The sequence below is a fragment of the Pseudosporangium ferrugineum genome, from assembly GCF_003002065.1.
GTDB lineage: Bacteria > Actinomycetota > Actinomycetes > Mycobacteriales > Micromonosporaceae > Actinoplanes > Actinoplanes ferrugineus_A.
In genome coordinates this window covers 110,039-125,863 of the sequence record NZ_PVZG01000016.1, presented here as the reverse complement: position 1 = coordinate 125,863, position 15,825 = coordinate 110,039, and the positions used below count along the sequence as shown (strand labels likewise).

13 protein-coding genes are annotated in these 15,825 nt (G+C 71.9%); 5 read left to right on the top strand and 8 right to left on the bottom strand.

The window, feature by feature from the left end; all coding sequences use genetic code 11:
- Position 1 precedes the first annotated feature (1 nt).
- Positions 2 to 958: an NADP-dependent oxidoreductase gene (locus CLV70_RS29055; RefSeq protein ID WP_245908520.1), complete on the bottom strand. Its 957-nt coding sequence runs from the start codon at positions 956 to 958 to the stop codon at positions 2 to 4.
- 85 nt (positions 959 to 1,043) lie between these two features.
- Here CLV70_RS29055 and CLV70_RS29050 point away from each other — a divergent pair, with 85 nt between their 5' ends.
- Both CLV70_RS29050 and CLV70_RS39265 read left to right on the top strand, forming a co-directional pair.
- Positions 1,044 to 1,637 carry a TetR/AcrR family transcriptional regulator gene (locus CLV70_RS29050; RefSeq protein ID WP_211303927.1) on the top strand — a complete coding sequence of 198 codons (594 nt, stop codon included), beginning with the start codon at positions 1,044 to 1,046 and terminating at the stop codon, positions 1,635 to 1,637.
- Entirely contained in the window at positions 1,634 to 2,071 is a 438-nt protein-coding gene (locus CLV70_RS39265) for a hypothetical protein (RefSeq protein ID WP_146164195.1), read from the top strand. The genes CLV70_RS29050 and CLV70_RS39265 overlap by 4 nt, the downstream gene beginning before the upstream one ends.
- Here the strand turns inward: CLV70_RS39265 and CLV70_RS29045 are convergent.
- Genes CLV70_RS29045 through CLV70_RS29025 form a run of 5 tightly spaced genes read right to left on the bottom strand, consistent with a single transcriptional unit; the run spans position 1,954 to position 7,360 of the window.
- On the bottom strand, positions 1,954 to 3,219 hold the full coding sequence (locus CLV70_RS29045; RefSeq protein ID WP_146164194.1) for a poly(ethylene terephthalate) hydrolase family protein: 1,266 nt from the start codon (positions 3,217 to 3,219) through the stop codon (positions 1,954 to 1,956). The genes CLV70_RS39265 and CLV70_RS29045 overlap by 118 nt on opposite strands.
- Before the next feature lie 34 nt (positions 3,220 to 3,253).
- On the bottom strand, positions 3,254 to 4,291 hold the full coding sequence (locus CLV70_RS29040; protein WP_245908519.1) for a LacI family DNA-binding transcriptional regulator: 1,038 nt from the start codon (positions 4,289 to 4,291) through the stop codon (positions 3,254 to 3,256).
- Between the two features lie 22 nt (positions 4,292 to 4,313).
- Positions 4,314 to 5,153, bottom strand: a complete 840-nt coding sequence (locus CLV70_RS29035) for a carbohydrate ABC transporter permease (RefSeq protein ID WP_106129795.1) — start codon at positions 5,151 to 5,153, stop codon at positions 4,314 to 4,316.
- Between the two features lie 3 nt (positions 5,154 to 5,156).
- A complete protein-coding gene (locus tag CLV70_RS29030; RefSeq protein ID WP_106129794.1) occupies positions 5,157 to 6,056 on the bottom strand; it encodes a carbohydrate ABC transporter permease in 900 nt (299 codons plus the stop codon).
- The gene (locus tag CLV70_RS29025; protein ID WP_106129867.1) at positions 6,053 to 7,360 is read right to left on the bottom strand and encodes an ABC transporter substrate-binding protein; all 1,308 of its coding nucleotides are present in this window, start codon (positions 7,358 to 7,360) and stop codon (positions 6,053 to 6,055) included. Before CLV70_RS29025 ends, CLV70_RS29030 begins: the two co-directional genes overlap by 4 nt.
- Before the next feature lie 156 nt (positions 7,361 to 7,516).
- Here CLV70_RS29025 and CLV70_RS29020 point away from each other — a divergent pair, with 156 nt between their 5' ends.
- The 3 genes from CLV70_RS29020 to CLV70_RS29010 all read left to right on the top strand — a co-directional run bounded on the left by CLV70_RS29020 (position 7,517) and on the right by CLV70_RS29010 (position 10,843).
- Positions 7,517 to 9,808, top strand: a complete 2,292-nt coding sequence (locus tag CLV70_RS29020; protein ID WP_245908518.1) for a beta-galactosidase — start codon at positions 7,517 to 7,519, stop codon at positions 9,806 to 9,808.
- Between the two features lie 310 nt (positions 9,809 to 10,118).
- On the top strand, positions 10,119 to 10,496 hold the full coding sequence (locus CLV70_RS29015; RefSeq protein WP_106129793.1) for a hypothetical protein: 378 nt from the start codon (positions 10,119 to 10,121) through the stop codon (positions 10,494 to 10,496).
- Positions 10,496 to 10,843: a DUF488 domain-containing protein gene (locus tag CLV70_RS29010; protein WP_106129792.1), complete on the top strand. Its 348-nt coding sequence runs from the start codon at positions 10,496 to 10,498 to the stop codon at positions 10,841 to 10,843. The genes CLV70_RS29015 and CLV70_RS29010 overlap by 1 nt, the downstream gene beginning before the upstream one ends.
- A gap of 65 nt (positions 10,844 to 10,908) precedes the next feature.
- Here the strand turns inward: CLV70_RS29010 and CLV70_RS29005 are convergent, their stop codons facing one another.
- On the bottom strand, positions 10,909 to 11,334 hold the full coding sequence (locus CLV70_RS29005; RefSeq protein ID WP_106129791.1) for a PPOX class F420-dependent oxidoreductase: 426 nt from the start codon (positions 11,332 to 11,334) through the stop codon (positions 10,909 to 10,911).
- Between the two features lie 63 nt (positions 11,335 to 11,397).
- Complete coding sequence (locus CLV70_RS29000; protein WP_106129790.1) at positions 11,398 to 15,669, bottom strand: GH92 family glycosyl hydrolase; 4,272 nt, start codon at positions 15,667 to 15,669, stop codon at positions 11,398 to 11,400.
- Between the last annotated feature and the right edge of the window lie 156 nt (positions 15,670 to 15,825).

The following is a 15,825-nucleotide window of genomic DNA, read 5'->3' as shown; positions in this document are numbered from 1 at the left end:
GTCACCGGAGGTCGACGACGATCTTGCCGTGCACGTGCCGCGCGGCCTGGAGCTCGACCGCGGTGCGGATCCGCTCGACGGGGAACGTCGCCGCCAGGGGCACCCGGAGCCGTCCCGCGGCGATCAGGCCGGCGATCTCCTCGAGGGCACCCGGGGCGGCGTCGGCGCCGTTGGCTCCGGCGATTCCGTCGATCCGCACCGCGATCGTGCTGATCCGCTCGTCGGGCACGCCGAGTTCCCGGGCCACCCGCGCCGTTTCCGCCCCGTGCAGGTCGACGGCCGCGGTGACGCCGCCGGGTGCCAGGGCGCGGACCCGGTCGGCCAGGCCTTCGCCGTAGGTGACCGGCTCGGCCCCGAGCGCGCGCAGGGCATCGGCCGACGCCGCCGATCCCGTCCCGATCACCCGGGCGCCCGCGAGACGGGCGAGCTGCACGGCGAACACCCCGACGCCGCCTCCCGCCCCGCCGACGAGCAGTGTGTCGCCGGGGCCGAGTCCGCCGCCGTGGCCGACGGCGGCGAGGGCGGCGGTGGCCGTGCGGCCCGCGATGGCCAGGGTGGCGGCGGTGCGGTCGTCGACACCGTCGGGGGTGCGGTGCGCGTCGCCGCCCACCGCGATCGTGCCGCCCACGTCGATGACGACGTGGTCGGCGACCGCGCGGGACAGCGCACCGCCGAACACCCGGTCGCCCTCGGCGAACCCGGTCACGCCGGCGCCGACCCGGTCCACGACTCCGGCGTAATCGGTGCCGAACCCGCACGGCAGGCTCAGCCCGAATCGCGCGGCGGTCGCGGCGTCGGAGGTCATGAACCAGTCCATCGGGTTCAGCCCGGCCGCGGTGACCCGTACGCGGATCTGGCCGGCGCCGGCCCTCGGGGCGGGAACGTCGCGGAGTCTCAGCATCTCAGGTCCGCCGAACGCCTCGAACTGGATCGCTCGGCTCTGTTCTTGCTGTTTCACGTGGTTCCTCCGGCAGCACGAAACGGACTATGCTCCGTTTGACTGCCGCCAACGTAGCACAACCGGAGCGTGATCCGTTTTGACCGTGGAGAAGAGCCGCCGCCCGCGATCCGACGCGAGCCGCAACCGCGAACAGCTCCTCGCCGTGGCGACCCGCACCTTCGCCGCGTCCGGCACCGAGCCGTCGATGCGCGCGATCGCCCACGAGGCGGGGGTCGGCATCGCCACCCTCTACCGCCACTTCCCGACCCGCGAATCACTGGTCGACGCGGTCTATCAGGACCAGGTCCAACGCCTCACCGACGGCGCCCGCGAACTGCTCGCCGAACTGCCACCGCACGAGGCGTTGCGACGCTGGGCGGAACTGTTCGGCGACTGGATCGCCACCAAGAACGGCATGCTCGACACGCTGCTCGCCATGATCGAGTCCGGCGAGATCGCCCACGCCCACACCCAGGCCCAGTTGTTCGAAGCCATCGACGCGATCCTCGCCGCCGGCCGGGCGACGGGCGACCTCCGCGCCGACGTCACCGCCGAGGACATCGCCGCGGGCCTGATCGGCATCTTCACCGTCGCCCACCCGCACGACCACCGCGCACGGGCGGCCCGCCTCCTGACCATCACGATGGACGGCCTCCGGGCCGGTGGCTCGCTGCGGGCGATCATGATGCAGTCATGACGCATCCGGGCGTCATCTTCCGGCCGGGGCCGACCGGCCGCAGGGCGGCGCTCGCCGGCGGCCCCGACGTGTGGGAGGTGGTGGTGGCGGCGCTGAACGCCATCCGCGACGAGGATCCCGAGGTCGAGCCGGACGCGCTCCTCGCGGCCCTCGGCGGCGTCACCGGATTGACGTCCGCTCAGGTGGCGATCGCCCTGCGCTACTACGCGGCCTTCCCCACCGAGATCGACGACCGCATAACCCTCAACCGGGAAGTCGCGGACCGGGAGGAGGCGGGGCCGGCGTGCGGCCCCGCCTCCTCAGGTGGTGCGGGTTGTCAGCTGCTCTGGACGTCCACCTTGGTCACCGCGGACATCGGGTGGGTGCGGCCGGTCAGCATCGGGTCGAAGCGGTGGTCGCCGGCCAGGAAGCGGCGCATGAAGGCCGACATGTAGGCGAGCCCCACGGTGCGCTGCTGCGATTCCGACAGCTTGCGGTCGCGGGGTTCCGGGCCGCACTTGCCGGGCTCGGGCAGGGGCAGCGCGTCGTCCTGGGCCTGCACCTGGCCGCTCTCCGGGGACCATTGCACGTTGAAGAAGTTGTGGTTGGCGCCGTGCATGTTCCAGAGGAAGACCGGGGCCTGGTTGCGGTCCTTGTTGTTGTCGAAGTAGTCCGGGTCGCCGTAGCCGCACGTGCCGAGGATGGTCGCGGACGGGATGCGGGTCACCCGGTACGGCGTGTGCCACTCGCCGTCGAGGTCGTCGTCCGGCTGGTAGTAGCCGATCGGTTCGAGGCCGAGCACCGCGCCGATGCGGACGCCGGACGGGATGTCCTTGCGGTTGGCGTCCGCGGCCTGGCGCATCACGCCCCGGCCGCCGCGGGAGTGGCCGATCAGGCCGACGCGCTGGAGGTCGACGTGCCCGCGGAAGCCCGCCTTCAGCTTCCCGGCGAGCGGGCCCCGGCCCGACGTGACGAGGTCGCGCCACATCGCGAGGTGCTTGTTGGCGACCCCGGCCCGGGCGGCGTCCTGCGCCTCGCCCATCTCCCCGACGTTGACGCCGTTGACCCCGATCGAGACGACGACGAAGCCGTGGCTCGCCAGCTGCTTCCCGAGGTAGTCGTAGCCGCGCAGGCTCGGGATCTGGGGCGTGCCGGGGGCGCACGGCCACTGGTTCAGCAGTTGGCCGGTGCGCTCGGCGATCTCCTCCAGCCGGGCGATCTCGTCCGGATCCTCCGGCGCGTCGGGTCCGTACAGCTTGGCGGTCGCGTCGTCGAACGCGTCGGAGGCTTCCCGGTCCGCGCAGGTGCTCGCCAGCCCGTGCGCGATCAGCACCATCGGCCAGCGGCCCGCGGTGAGGTCGCGCGGGTAGTGCACCCGGCCGGCGAGTTCCAGCGGCGCTACCTCGTCCGACTCGGACGAGTGGAAGTCCGGGAGGTGGAACGCCGAGTCGCCCAGGTCGTAGTCGGCGGTGGACACCGCGTGCGGGCCGCGGGCGGTCGGGTCGGGGGTCTTCTTGCCGCCGGCGCGGGCGGGAGAGGCGACGCCCGACAGCACCAGGGTCACCGCGAGGGCCGCGGTGAGGCCTGTCCTCAGTGATCTCATGGGGCCAGCTAACCGGCCGGGCGTGAGGATCTTGTCAGGGTGGCGGGGAGGAGCCGCGGAGCACCAGCGAGGTGGGCACCGTGATGGAGAGCGGGGTACGCCCGGCGATCAGCTCGCCGAGCAGGCGGACCATCTCCTCGCTGATCCGGTCCAGCGGGTTGCGGACGGTGCTGAGCGGCGGGTGCAGGGTGGCGGCCAGGCCCGAGTCGTCGAAGCCCACGACCCGTACGTCGCCCGGCACGTCCCGGCCGGCCTCGCGGAGCACGGGCAGGGTGCCGGCGGCCATGGCGTCCGAGGCGGCGAAGACCCCGTCCAGGTCGGGGACGCGGCGCAGCAGGTCGCGCATGGCCTCGGCGCCGCTCTCGTGGCTCCAGGTGCCGTGGGCGACGGCCGCCTCGTCGAGGGCGATGCCGTGGGCGGCGAGGGCGTCGGCGTACCCGCGGAGCCGGTCGACGCCGCCGGAGGTGTCCTGCGGTCCGGCGATGTGGGCGATGCGGCGGCAGCCGGCGGCGATCAGGTGTTCCACCGCGGAGCGGGCGCCGGCCCATTCGTCGGCGGCCACCGAGCTGATGGTCGTCTCGTGGCCGAGCACCTTGCCGCACGCCACGATCGGCACCTCGGCCTTGACGAGCTGGCTCAGCAGGGGGTCGCCGGAGTGCGGCGAGACCAGCAGGACGCCGTCGACGTGCCCGCCGCTGAGATAGGTGACCGCCCGGCCGCGCTCCTCGGGGGTCGCCGCGATCATGAGGATGAGGGTGAGCTCCCGGGCGGAGAGGGCCTGGGCGACGCCGCGCAGCAGCACCGCGAAGTTCGGGTCCTCGAAGAGCAGGTGCTGCGGCTCGGTGAGCAGGAACGCGATCGAGCCGGACCGGCCGGTGGCCAGCGAGCGGGCGTGCGGGTTGGCGGTGTAGCCGGTCCGGGTGATCGCCTCCCGCACCGACCGTACGGCCTCGGGGCTGACCCACTCCCGGCCGTTGAGGACGCGGGAGACGGTGGCGTAAGAGACCCCGGCCTCGCGAGCCACGTCGCGGATGGTGGGCCGCTTGCGCCCCGTACCGGGCGAGGTCGGCACGGTAGGGATCATAGTCTCCCGCTCACGCCTTGACCGCGCCCGCGGCCAGGTCGACCTGCCAGTAGCGCTGGAGGCTCAGGAAGAGCGCGACGAGCGGCAGCACCGACAGCAGCGCGCCGGTGATCACGGACGTGTACATGGCCGGCTGGCTGGCGCCCTGGTTCAGCAGGCCGCTGAGCCCCACGGTCACCGGGAAGAGCCGATCGTCGCCGAGCATGATGTACGGCAGCATGAAGTTGTTCCAGATCGCCACGAACTGGAACAGGAAGACGGTCACCAGGCCGGAGCGCATCATCGGCAGCGCCACCCCGGCGAACGCCCGCCAGTCGCCGGCGCCGTCCATCCGGGCCGCCTCGAGCACCTCGCCGGGCACGGCCGCGGCGGCGAAGATCCGGCACAGATAGATCCCGTACGGGCTGATCACGCTGGGCAGCAGCACCGACCAGTACGTGTTGGTCATCCCGACCTTGGCCAGCAGCAGGTACTGCGGGATGGCCAGGATGACGCCGGGCACGAGCACCCCGGCCAGGATCACGTTGAAGATCACCGACTTGCCCGGGAACGCGTACTTGGCCAGCGCGAACCCGGCCATCGCGGACACCAGCGCCGAGGCGAGCGCGCCCGCCCCGGCGTACAGGGCGGTGTTGGCCATCCAGCGCCAGTAGAGGCCGCCCCGGTATTCGCTCAGCGTGGCGATGTTGTCGAACAGGTGGGTGCTGGGCGCGAGGGTGAACGTGGAGAAGAGCTCGCCGGCGCTCTTGGTGGAGGCGATCACCACCCACAGCACCGGCAGCAGGCAGTAGGCGGCGCCGAGCAGGAGCAGCACGGTGGCGGCGGGGCTGCGGCGGGAAGCGGCGGCCATGGGTCAGTCCTCCTGCCGGAAGGCGCGCGCCCCGACGAGCTTGAGGAAGCCGAAGGAGAGCGCGAACGTGGCGGCGGCGATGACCACCGAGGTGGCCGCGGCGGCGTAGAGGTCGTTGCGGACGAAGGCGTCCCGGTAGACCTTCATCAGCGGCGTCCAGGTCGCCGAGATCGTGTTGGTCAGCGGGCGCAGGACCATCGGCTCGGCGAAGACCTGCAGCGTGGCGATGAGCGAGAAGACGAACGTCATCACCAGCGACGGCAGGATGACCGGCACCTTGACGCGCAGGGCGATCTGCACGTCCGAGGCGCCGTCGATGCGGGCCGCCTCGATCAGCTCCCGCGGGATCGTGCGCAGCGCGGTGTAGAGCACGATCATGTTGAAGCCGGTGCCGCCCCACACGGCGATGTTGGCGACCGCGTAGAGCACGTGCGCCGAGGACAGGAAGTCCGGGCTGCTCAGGCCCGCGCCCTCGAGCACGTCGGCGATCGGGCTGACCCGGGGCAGGTAGAGGAAGCCCCAGAGCAGGGAGGCGATCACGGCCGGCACGGCGTACGGAAGGAAGATCGCGGTCCGGGCGAAACCGCCGACCCGGGTCCGGCCGGCGTCCAGCAGCAGCGCCATCAGCAGGGCCAGACCGAGCATGACCGGCACGACCAGGAGGCCGTACGCGGCGACCCGCCCGACGCTGGGCAGGAACTCGGCGTCGGACAGCGAGCGGGTGTAGTTGCTCAGCCCGGCCCACTGCTCCACCCGCGAACCGGGGCCCAGCCCCAGCCCTGAGATCTTGACGCGGCGCAGGCTGAGGTAGCCGGCGTAGACGATGGGTGCGCCGAGGAACGCGGCGAAGAGCAGCAGGGCCGGGGCCAGGAAGGCGTACGGCGCACCCGTACGCTTCCTCACCCCGCGACCTTGAAGCCGCTGTTCTTCAGGTCGTCGAGGGTGGTGCTCTGCATGGTGGCCAGTGCCGACGTGAAGTTCGCGCTCTGCTTCGACTCCGCCGCTTTGCCGAACGCGTCGTTGTACGCGCTGTACGCCACGTTGACGTTCGGCCCGTACGTGAACGGGTTGGTGACCTTGGCGGCGTCCGCGGCGACGGTGTAGAAGTCCGGCTGGTTCGCGAAAAAGGCGGGCGGCTTCGTCAGCGCCACGCTGGTCGCCTCGTTGGCGGCGGGGTAGACGTTGGCGGTGCCGGCCAGCGCCTTGAGCGCGGCGGGATCGGTGTTGAGCCAGGTGATGAACTGGGCGGCTGCCTTCTTGTTCCTGCTCTGCGTCGTGACGCTGGTCGCCGAGCCACCCCAGTTGCCGTTCGCCGGTTTCGCCGCGTCCCACTGCGGCAGCGGCGCGACCTTCCACTTGCCCTTGGTCGAGGCGGCGTTGCCCTCGAGCACGCCGGGGCCCCACACCGCGCCGAGCCAGCCGACCTGCGTGCCGTCGTTGAGGGCAGCGTTCCAGTCGGGCGTGTACATCGGGGTGTTGGCGATCGCACCCTCCTGCACGAGGCCACCCCAGTACGAGGCGACCTTCTGGGTGGCGGCGTCGTTGATCGCCACCGACCACGAGTCGCCCTGCACGCCCCACCAGGACGCGCCGGCCTGCTGGGCGAGGCCGGAGAACCAGCCCGGGTCGTTGGCGGAGAAGGTGCCCAGGTACTTCTTCTTGTCCGCGCCGTGGATCCTGCGGGCGGCGTCGGCGTACTGCTCCCAGGTGGTGGGGACCGGGACGCCGAGCTCGTCGAAGACGTCCGAGCGGTAGAAGAACATCATCGGCCCGGAGTCCTGCGGCACGCCGTAGACCGCCTCCGAGCCGAGGGTGACCGAATTCCACGCGGACTCGGGGAACTTGTCCTTGAGCGAGCCGGTCTCGGCGGCGATGTCGGCGATGGCGCCGGCGGAGACCAGCGTGGGGATCTTCTGGTACTCGGCCTGCATGACGTCGGGCGCGCCGCTGCCGGCCTTGATGGCGGTCAGCAGCTTCGCCACGGCGGGGTCGCCGCCGTCCTGCTTGTTGACGGTCACCTGGATGTCGGGGTGCGCGGCGTTCCACTCGGCGACCACCTTGTCCATGTTCGGCGCCCAGCTCCAGTACGTCAGCGCCACCTTGCCGCCGGGGGCGCTGCCGCCGGCGTCGGGGTCGTCGCTGCCGCTGCAACCGGCGGCCAGGAGGGCAAGGGAGGCGGCGAGGACGCCGGCAAGGGTTCTCTTCATGGGTTCCTCCTCGGTCGGCACGAGGCCTGTGACCGGTTACAGTGATGCTCGTTTACGCTCCTGTCAAGGCCTTGCAAAATCCCCGTTACATCGAGATAGGGTGCGATCTGTTACGCCTGTGACCGGTTACAGGACCATGCTCAAAAGGGGTACGCGTTGCCGACCGAACACCCGCCACTCACCGTCGCGCACCACCCGTGGGCGACGGACCTCCGCCGGCCCCGGATGAGCAACGAGGAAGACGTCCGCCCCGGGCTGTCGCTGACCAGCCGGCACCTCGTCCGCGACGGCGTACCGGTCATCCCGGTCACCGGCGAGCTGCACTACAGCCGGGTGCCACGGCACCGCTGGGCGCAGCGGCTGCGGCAGATGCGGGCCGGCGGCGTCACGGCGGTGGCCACGTACGTGTTCTGGCTGCACCACGTCGAGCATCGGGACGCGCCACGCTTCGACGGCCACCTCGACGTCGGCGCGTTCCTCGACGAGTGCGCGGCGGCCGGGCTCGACGTCATCCTGCGGATCGGCCCGTGGTGCCACGGCGAGAGCCGCAACGGCGGGTTCCCCGACTGGGTCCGGGACGCGCCCGTGCGGCACCGGACCGACGATCCGGCGTACCTGGAACTGGTCCGGGAATGGTTCGGCCAGCTCGCCGCCGCCCTCGCCGGACGCTGCGCGGGCGACGGCCCGGTGCTCGCCGTCCAGCTGGAGAACGAGCTGTACGACCAGCCCGGCCACCTCGTCACCCTCAAGCGCCTCGCCCGGGAGGCCGGGCTGACCGCGCCGCTGTGGGTCGCCACCGCGTGGGGCGGCGCCGACCTGCCCGCCCAGGAGGTCCTCCCGCTGTACGGCGGCTACGGCGACGGCTTCTGGGTCGACACCGACGCGCCCTGGGACCCGACGTTCCGCGACCACTACTTCTTCTCGCACGTGTGGGACGACCCGGGCATCGGCGCCGACGTCCGCCGCGCGCAGCACGCCGGGCCGCTCGCCGCGCATCCCCGCACCCCCTCCGACCTGTTCCCGCCGGCGACCTGCGAGCTCGGCGGCGGCATGGGTACGGCGTACCACCGTCGCCCCCGCCCCACCGCGCTCGACGTGGCCACGGTGGCCCACTGCAAGATCGGCAACGGCTCCGCCTGGCAGGGCTACTACATGTACGCCGGCGGCACCAACCCGCCCGGCGACCACGGCATGCAGGAGTCCCACGCGACCGGCTACCCCAACGACCTGCCCCGCCTCGGATACGACTTCCACGCCCCGATCGGTGAGGCCGGCGTGCTGGCGCCCAGCCACGCCGAGTTGCGCCGCCAGCACGCGTTCCTGGCCGCGTTCGGCGCCACGCTCGCCGGCATGCCGTCCAGCCTTCCGGGCGTACGCCCCGCCGGGGTCGAGGACACGTCGACGCTGCGCTGGGCCCTGCGCGCGGACGGCGACAGCGGGTTCCTCTTCGTCGCGTGGCACCAGCCGCACGTGCCGCTGGCGGCGTACCGGGACGCCCGCTTCCGGGTCGCCCTCGGCGGCACGGAACTCGTCCTGCCGTCGCGCCCGATCGACATCCCGCCCGGCACGCTGGCCCGGTGGCCGCTGCACCTCACCGCGGGCGGCGTGACGCTGTCCTGGGCGACGGCGTCCGCGCTCACCCTGCTCCCCGGCGACGTGCCGACGCTGGTCCTCACCGCCGAGCCGGGCATCGCACCGGAGCTCGTCACCGCGGACGGCGCCGTGCACCGGGCCGCCGCCCTGTCGCCGCTGCGGCTGACGTCGGCCGGCGGCGCGCTCGACGTGCTGGTGCTCGACCCGGAGTCGGCGCGCACGGCCTGGGTGTGCGAGGACGGTGGACGCCGGCTGCTGCTCTGCGCGGATGAGCTGTCGTGGGGACCGGACGGGCGGATCCGCGTACGCACGAGCGACCCGGCCCCGGCGGTGCGGGCCTACGACCCGGCGGCACGGTCCTTCGTGGACCTGTCGTTCGCGCCGGAGGGCCCGGCCGCGGCACGGGTCGCCGATGCGGCGGTGGAGGAGCTGCGGCCGGCCGGCCCGGCGGTCCCCGTCGCGTACGGCAAGCACGAGGGGCGCCCGTCCGCGCCCTCGCCGTCGGTGTTCGACGAGCTCGCGGCGGTGTACCGGGTGGTGCTGCCCGGCTGGGCGGCGGACGAGGGGCTCGACGTGCTCCTGGACATCGGGTGGGCGGGGGACGTGGCCGAGGTGCGGGTCGGCGGGCGTACGGTCACCGACCGCTTCTGGGACGGCTCCCGCTGGACGCTCAGCCTGCGCGACGCCGGTCACCGCCCCGGCGACGCCGTGACGCTGCACGTGCTGCCGCTCGCCGCCGGCTCGACCGTCCACCTGCCCCGGGACGCGCGCGACCGGCTGCTCGCGGCGGGCGGCCAGCTGCTCGCCGTCGACGACGTACGGGTCGCCGGCCTGCGGACGTGGCACGAGCGGTGAGGCTCAGCCCAGCCGCCCGGGTCGCTGTTGACCGCGCCGGCGGTCTGACTCACCACTTTCTCGTACGCCTTCGTCGCGGTGCCGGTGTATACGGTGACCGCGCTGCCCAGGACCTCCTCCCACACCACCGCGAACGCGGCGCCCGTCGCACTGCCGAGCGGGCCGTCGGGGTCCACGGCGACGCGGGGCACGATCTGGTTGCCCGTCGCGCTCGCGTTGGCCTGGCCGGAGGCGAGCACCGTGCCGGCCGGCGAGACGACCCGGAACGGCACGGTGATCCCCTCAGCCCGCCCGGCGGTAGGGTCGGCCCATGCAGAAGCTGTCCCCGGAAACCCTGACGGCGATCGGCCGGATGACCGTGGCGGCCACCGACCTGGAGCACCTGCTCGCCTGGATCGGCGCCGAACGGGCCGGAGGGGACGCCGCCGCCGTGTTCGGCCGGCCGGGCGAGCCGCTGCGGGCCGCCCGGGGCTCGGCGCAGTCCGCCGCCCCGGCCCGCCGCGGCGAGCTCATCGCCCACGTCGAGGGCGCCGCCACGCATCTCGCCCAGGGCCAGGCCGCGTTGCGGGCGATGTGGCGGGAGGGCACTCGCCGCGACCCGGCCCTCTTCGACGAGATCACCGACCGGCTGACCCGCTGCCGCGCCAACCTGGCCGAACTGGTCGCCGCGGAGACCGTGGTCCGCTGATGGGCGTCGGGGTCAAGCGGGTGCATGACGAGCCGGTGGCGGACGACGGGTTCCGGGTGCTGGTCGACCGATTGTGGCCGCGCGGGATCTCCAAGGAGCGGGCCCGCCTCGACCGCTGGCTCAAGGAGGTCGCGCCCAGCACGGAGCTCCGCACCTGGTTCCACGCCCGGCCGGACCGCTTCGACGAGTTCGCCGCCCGTTACGAGGCCGAGCTGCGGGACAACCCCGCGGTCGGCGAGCTCCGCGAGATCGTCGCGGCCCACCCCGTCGTGACCCTCCTGTACGCCGCCAGAGCCCCGCACGACCGCAACCATGCCGTGGTCCTCGCCCGCCACCTCGATGGCTAGCACGCGGCTCGGCCGGCGGCTCCGGGGAGTGCCCTTCTCCGGGCACCTGTGACCGGTGCCGGCGGTCAGCCCGTGATCCAGCCGTACAGGCGCTCGACCTGGAGCCGGAGCACCAGGCGCCCGTCGGCCACCATCGCGCGGCGGTAGTCGGCCCAGTCGGGGTGGTCCTGCCCGGCGATGAGGCGGTAGACGTCGATCAGCTCCTCCACCGTGGCGTCGTGCTCGTCGGTGGCGGCGGGGGAGAACGACGCCGTCACCTCGGCCGCCACGTAGCCGCCGCCGGGCGGCCCCACCCGCAGGGAGGCCCGGGGGTCACGGCGGAGGTTGTGGACCTTGGCGAGGGTGCCGCGGGTGGAGACGCGCAGCACCCGGGTCTGCGGGTCGGCGGTGTAGCTGACGTCGGACAGCTGCGGGCGGCCGTCCTTCTTGATCGTGGCCAGGGTGCACAGGCGGCCCGCGACGACGGCGGCCCAGAGATCTTCGTCAGGCATGCCCTCACAGTAGAGCGCCGCGGGCCCCTGGCGGGGGTCCGCGGCGCTCCTGTCAGCGGATCGTCAGAGCCCGGCGCACTGGTTCAGGCGTGGGCCGGTGCCCGCGGTGGGCAGTCCGTTGTTCACCGGCTTCGGCAGGTTGGCGGTGCAGGCGAGCGGGCCGTTGATCGTGTCGCCCGCGACGACGGTCGCGCTGTGGTTGTTCAGCAGGGTGACCGCGCCGTTGATGGTCGAGCCCTCCAGGTGGACCGGGCCCGAGCCGGTCACCGTGACCGGGCCGGTGACCGTGGAGCGCAGCACGGACACCGCGTCCGCCCGGGTCGCCGTGACCGCCGCGCGCAGGGTCGCGTCGGAGACGTAGAGCGACGCGTCCTTCTTGACCGTCACCAGGCCGGTGACCGTCGCGCCGTCCTTGATGCAGGTGACGCCGGACTTCACCGTGATGGCGCCGACCACCTTGTCGGAGATCGTCGTGGTGCAGGCCGGGGCCGGCGTGCCGAGCAGTTCGATCTCGGCCAGCGTGGTGGTCGTCTGGCCGGTGTTGACCGTGACGTCCAGCCGGTAGTGGGCGTACCGGCCCGGCTTGGCGATCTTGTACGGCCGGGTCTGCAGCCGCCAGTCGAACGTCTGGTCCGCCCGCTCGTCGATCGTCGTCCAGGTGGTGCCGTCGTACGAGCCGGACAGCTTCCACGCCTTGGGGTCGCCGGCCACCGCACCCGAGGTGAGGGTGTAGTAGTCGGCCTGCTCGCCACCGCTGGTGAACCGGTAGTTCCACGACGGCGTCGCCGTGCTGAACACCGTACGGGTGGCGGACGTGTCGTCCACCAGCACCGGGTCGGACGCCGTGCCCTTGCCCGGTCCGGTCAGGTCGCGCAGCGGCTTGGCCACCTCGTCACCGTTGGTCAGCGAGCGGGGGGCGGCGGTCTCGCCGGTGCCCCACGAGGACGGCTCCGGACCCATGGTGAAGTCCAGGACCGCGCCGTCGGCGATCGCCGAGTGCTGAAGGGACGTCGACGTCTGGCTTACGCCGTTCACCTTCAGCGACTGCACGTACACGTTCTCCGCGCTGTTGTTCTTGGCGTTCACCACGATCTTCTTGCCGCCCGGCAGGTTGACCGTGGCCTTGGTGAACAGCGGGGAGCCGATCGCGTACGCCGGGGTGCCCATCTGCAACGGGTAGAAGCCGAGCGCGCTGAACACGTACCAGGCGCTCAGTTCGCCGTTGTCCTCGTCGCCCGGGTAACCCTGGCCGATCTCGCTGCCGAGGTACTGCCGGGACAGCGCCTCGCGGACGATCTTCTGGGCCTTGTACGGCTGGCCCGTGTAGTCGTACATGTACGGGATGTGGTGCGACGGCTGGTTGCTGAAGCCCCACTGGCCCATCCGTACGTCGCGGGCCTCGAGCATCTCGTGGATCGTGCCGCCGTACGAGCCGGTGAACTGGGCCGTCTCGGGCGTCGAGAAGAACGTGTCCAGCTTCTTCGCCAGACCCTCCCGGCCGCCGTACAGGTTGGCCAGGCCCTGGCCGTCCTGCGGCGCGTGGAACGCCATGTTCCAGCCGTTGGTCTCGGTGTAGTCGTAGCCCCAGACCCGCGGGTCGTACGTCTCCGGGCTGCGGCGCCAGTTGCCCGCGGTGTCCTTGCCCTGGAAGAAGCCCACCTTCTCGTCGAACATGTGCACGTAGTTCATGGCCCGGTTGCGGAAGTACTCGGCCTGCTCGGCGTACTCGGCGGCCTTGGGTCCGCCCTTCCTCGACAGGGCATCGGCCATGTTGGCGATGCCGAAGTCGTTGATGTAGCCGTCCATGGCCCAGGACATGGCCTCGCCGGTGGCGTCGCTCGGCGTGTAGCCCTTGAAGATTCCGCTGGCCAGGCCCTTGCGGCCGACGTTCTCGTTCGGCGGGTTCACCGTCGCGTTCTTCACCGCGGCCTGGTAGGCCGCCTCGGCGTCGATCCCGGGCACGCCCTTCAGGTACGCGTCCGCGAACGCGACGTCCGAGCTGGTGCCGACCATGATGTTGGCGTATCCGGGCGACGACCACCGGGAGATCCAGCCGCCGTCGCGGTACTGCTGGACGAAGCCGTCCACCATCTCGCCCGCCGTGTCCGGGGTCAGCAGCGAGTACGCCGGCCACGTCGTGCGGTAGGTGTCCCAGAACCCGTTGTTCACGTACACCTTGCCGTCCTTGACCGGCGCGCCGGTCTCCGTCGGCGAGCTGCCCGGCGAGGTCACCGCCGACTGCACGACGTGCTTGTAGACCGGGCTCTGCGCGGTGCCGGTGTTCTCGTACCCCGAGTTCGGGTAGAGGAACAGCCGGTACAGGTTGGAGTAGAGGGTGACGAGCTGGTCCTCGGACGCGCCCTCGACCTCGACGGTGCGCAGCTTGGCGTCCCACGCGGCCTGCGCCCTGTCCCGCACCGACGCGAGGGTGGCGTCGGCGGCGATCTCCAGGTCCAGGTTGTGCCGGGCCTGCTCGACGCTGATCAGCGACGTGGCCATGCGTACGGTCACCGTCTTGTCCTGCGTGGTGTCGACCTTGACGTAGCCGGTCGACGGCCGGTTGCCGGCGGGCAGCATGCCGCTCGCGACGAGGGGCGCGTCGACGGTGGCGTACATGAACATCCGGGTCATGCCCGAGGAGCCGCCGCCGCTGTTGACGTCGGACCAGCCGCTGACGGAGCGGTTCGCCGCGTCGATGGTGAGCCCGGCGTCGCCGTTCACGTTGTCGAAGATGACGTTCGAGCTGTCGCCGGTGAACGTGAACTGGAACTGTGCCGCGTGGTCGGTGGGCGCGAACTCCGCCTTGATGCCGTTGTCGAACGTGACGCCGTAGTAGTACGGCTTCGCGACCTCGTTGTCGTGGCTGAAGGAGAGGGCCCGCTTCTGCCGGTCGGCGTCCGGAGTGCCGGTCGCCGCGGACGGCATGAGCTGGAACGTCTGCCGGTCACCCATCCAGGGGCTCGGCTGGTGGCTCGACGAGAACGCCTGGATGGTGGGGCGGTTCGCGGCGTTGTTCGAGCGGTGGTACTCGTACAGCCACCGGGTGGTGTTCGCGTCCGTCATCGGCGTCCAGAAGTTGAAGCCGTGCGGGACAGCGGTCGCCGGGAAGTTGTTGCCGCGCGAGAAGTCGCCGGAGGACTGGGTGCCGCGGCGGGTCTCGGCGTACTCGGAGAGGTGCGACCTCGGCTTCGCGGGCGCGACCTCGGCGAGGGCGATGTCGTCGTACCAGGCCCGGAAGGTGGTGGGACCGGACGGCTTGTCGTACCCGACCAGGATGCGGTCGATGGTCTTGCCGGCCGCGACCTTGCCGATCCGCGAGGTCCGCTTGTTCCACTGCGACGTGTAGAGCGTCTTCGACGCGCCCTGCGCGGCCGGGCTGACCACGATGCCGTTCTGGTCGAGGGCCTTCAGGCCGGACAGGTAGGTGCCGTCGGTGAAGGCCAGGTCGACCGCGGTGTACGTGGCCGGGTTGGCCTGGTCGTCGCGGTTGAACTCGGGGAAGACCAGGTAGGAGAGCTCGGTGTCGGCCGTCACGGCGACATCGACGTCGAGAACCTTGTTGTACGAGTACCCGCGGCCCTCGGCGGTGTGCCGGCCGGCGACCTCGAGCGACTTGAGGCCGGTGAAGCCGACGCAGCCCTTGGCGGTCGGGGAGCTGGCCGGGCCCTGACCCGCCCTGCTCTGCATCGGACCGTCCACCGGGGTGGCCGTGGCGGCCTGGATCAGGTCCAGGTCGGCGAGCTGGGTGAGGTTGCCCGAGGGGTGGCCGGTGATGTTGAGCCGGTAGATGAGGAAGGAACCCGGGTTCGCGACCGTGTACGACTTCGTCTGGAAGCGTTCGCTGAACGACTGCCCGGTCTGCGTGTCCACTGTGGTCCAGGTGGTGCCGTCCGCCGATCCCTCCAGCGTCCAGTCCCGCGGGTCCCGCTCGGGGGCGTCGTTGGCGGAGGTGAGCGCGTACTTGATCACCTCGGTGGGGGTGTCGAGGGTGTACTGCGCCCAGCTCGTCGGCGTGTCGACCAGCCACTTGGTGCCCGGGTCGCCGTCGTTGAGGTTCTTGCCGCCCTCGTTGCCGTTCGGCTGGGCGTTCACGGCCACGGCCGTGACGTGGCAGCGCAGGCTGCCGAGCGTGCCGAAGGTGACGTTGCCGGTCACGCCGGCGCTGCGGCCGTCCTCCACCGTGTCCTTCCAGGCCGGCTGCGGGTCACCGGCCTCGAAGGACGTCCGGAAGGCGGTGGCGCCGGCCGCTTGGGCCGCGCCTGAGGTGGCGACGGCCGCGGCCGCCGCTATGAGGCTCAAGGATAACAGGGCGACATCCCATCGTGGGCGGTGCATGCCATCTCCTTGTCGCAGGCTGTGCGGAACCGAGAGGAAACATCCGCGACACATCGTCACGTGCAAGTGCATCGATACGCAAGGCTTCCGCGCACACGATCGCCCATGAAATGACATCGATGTCAGGTTGGCGTCCCGCGGCCCTTGCCCCCGCCC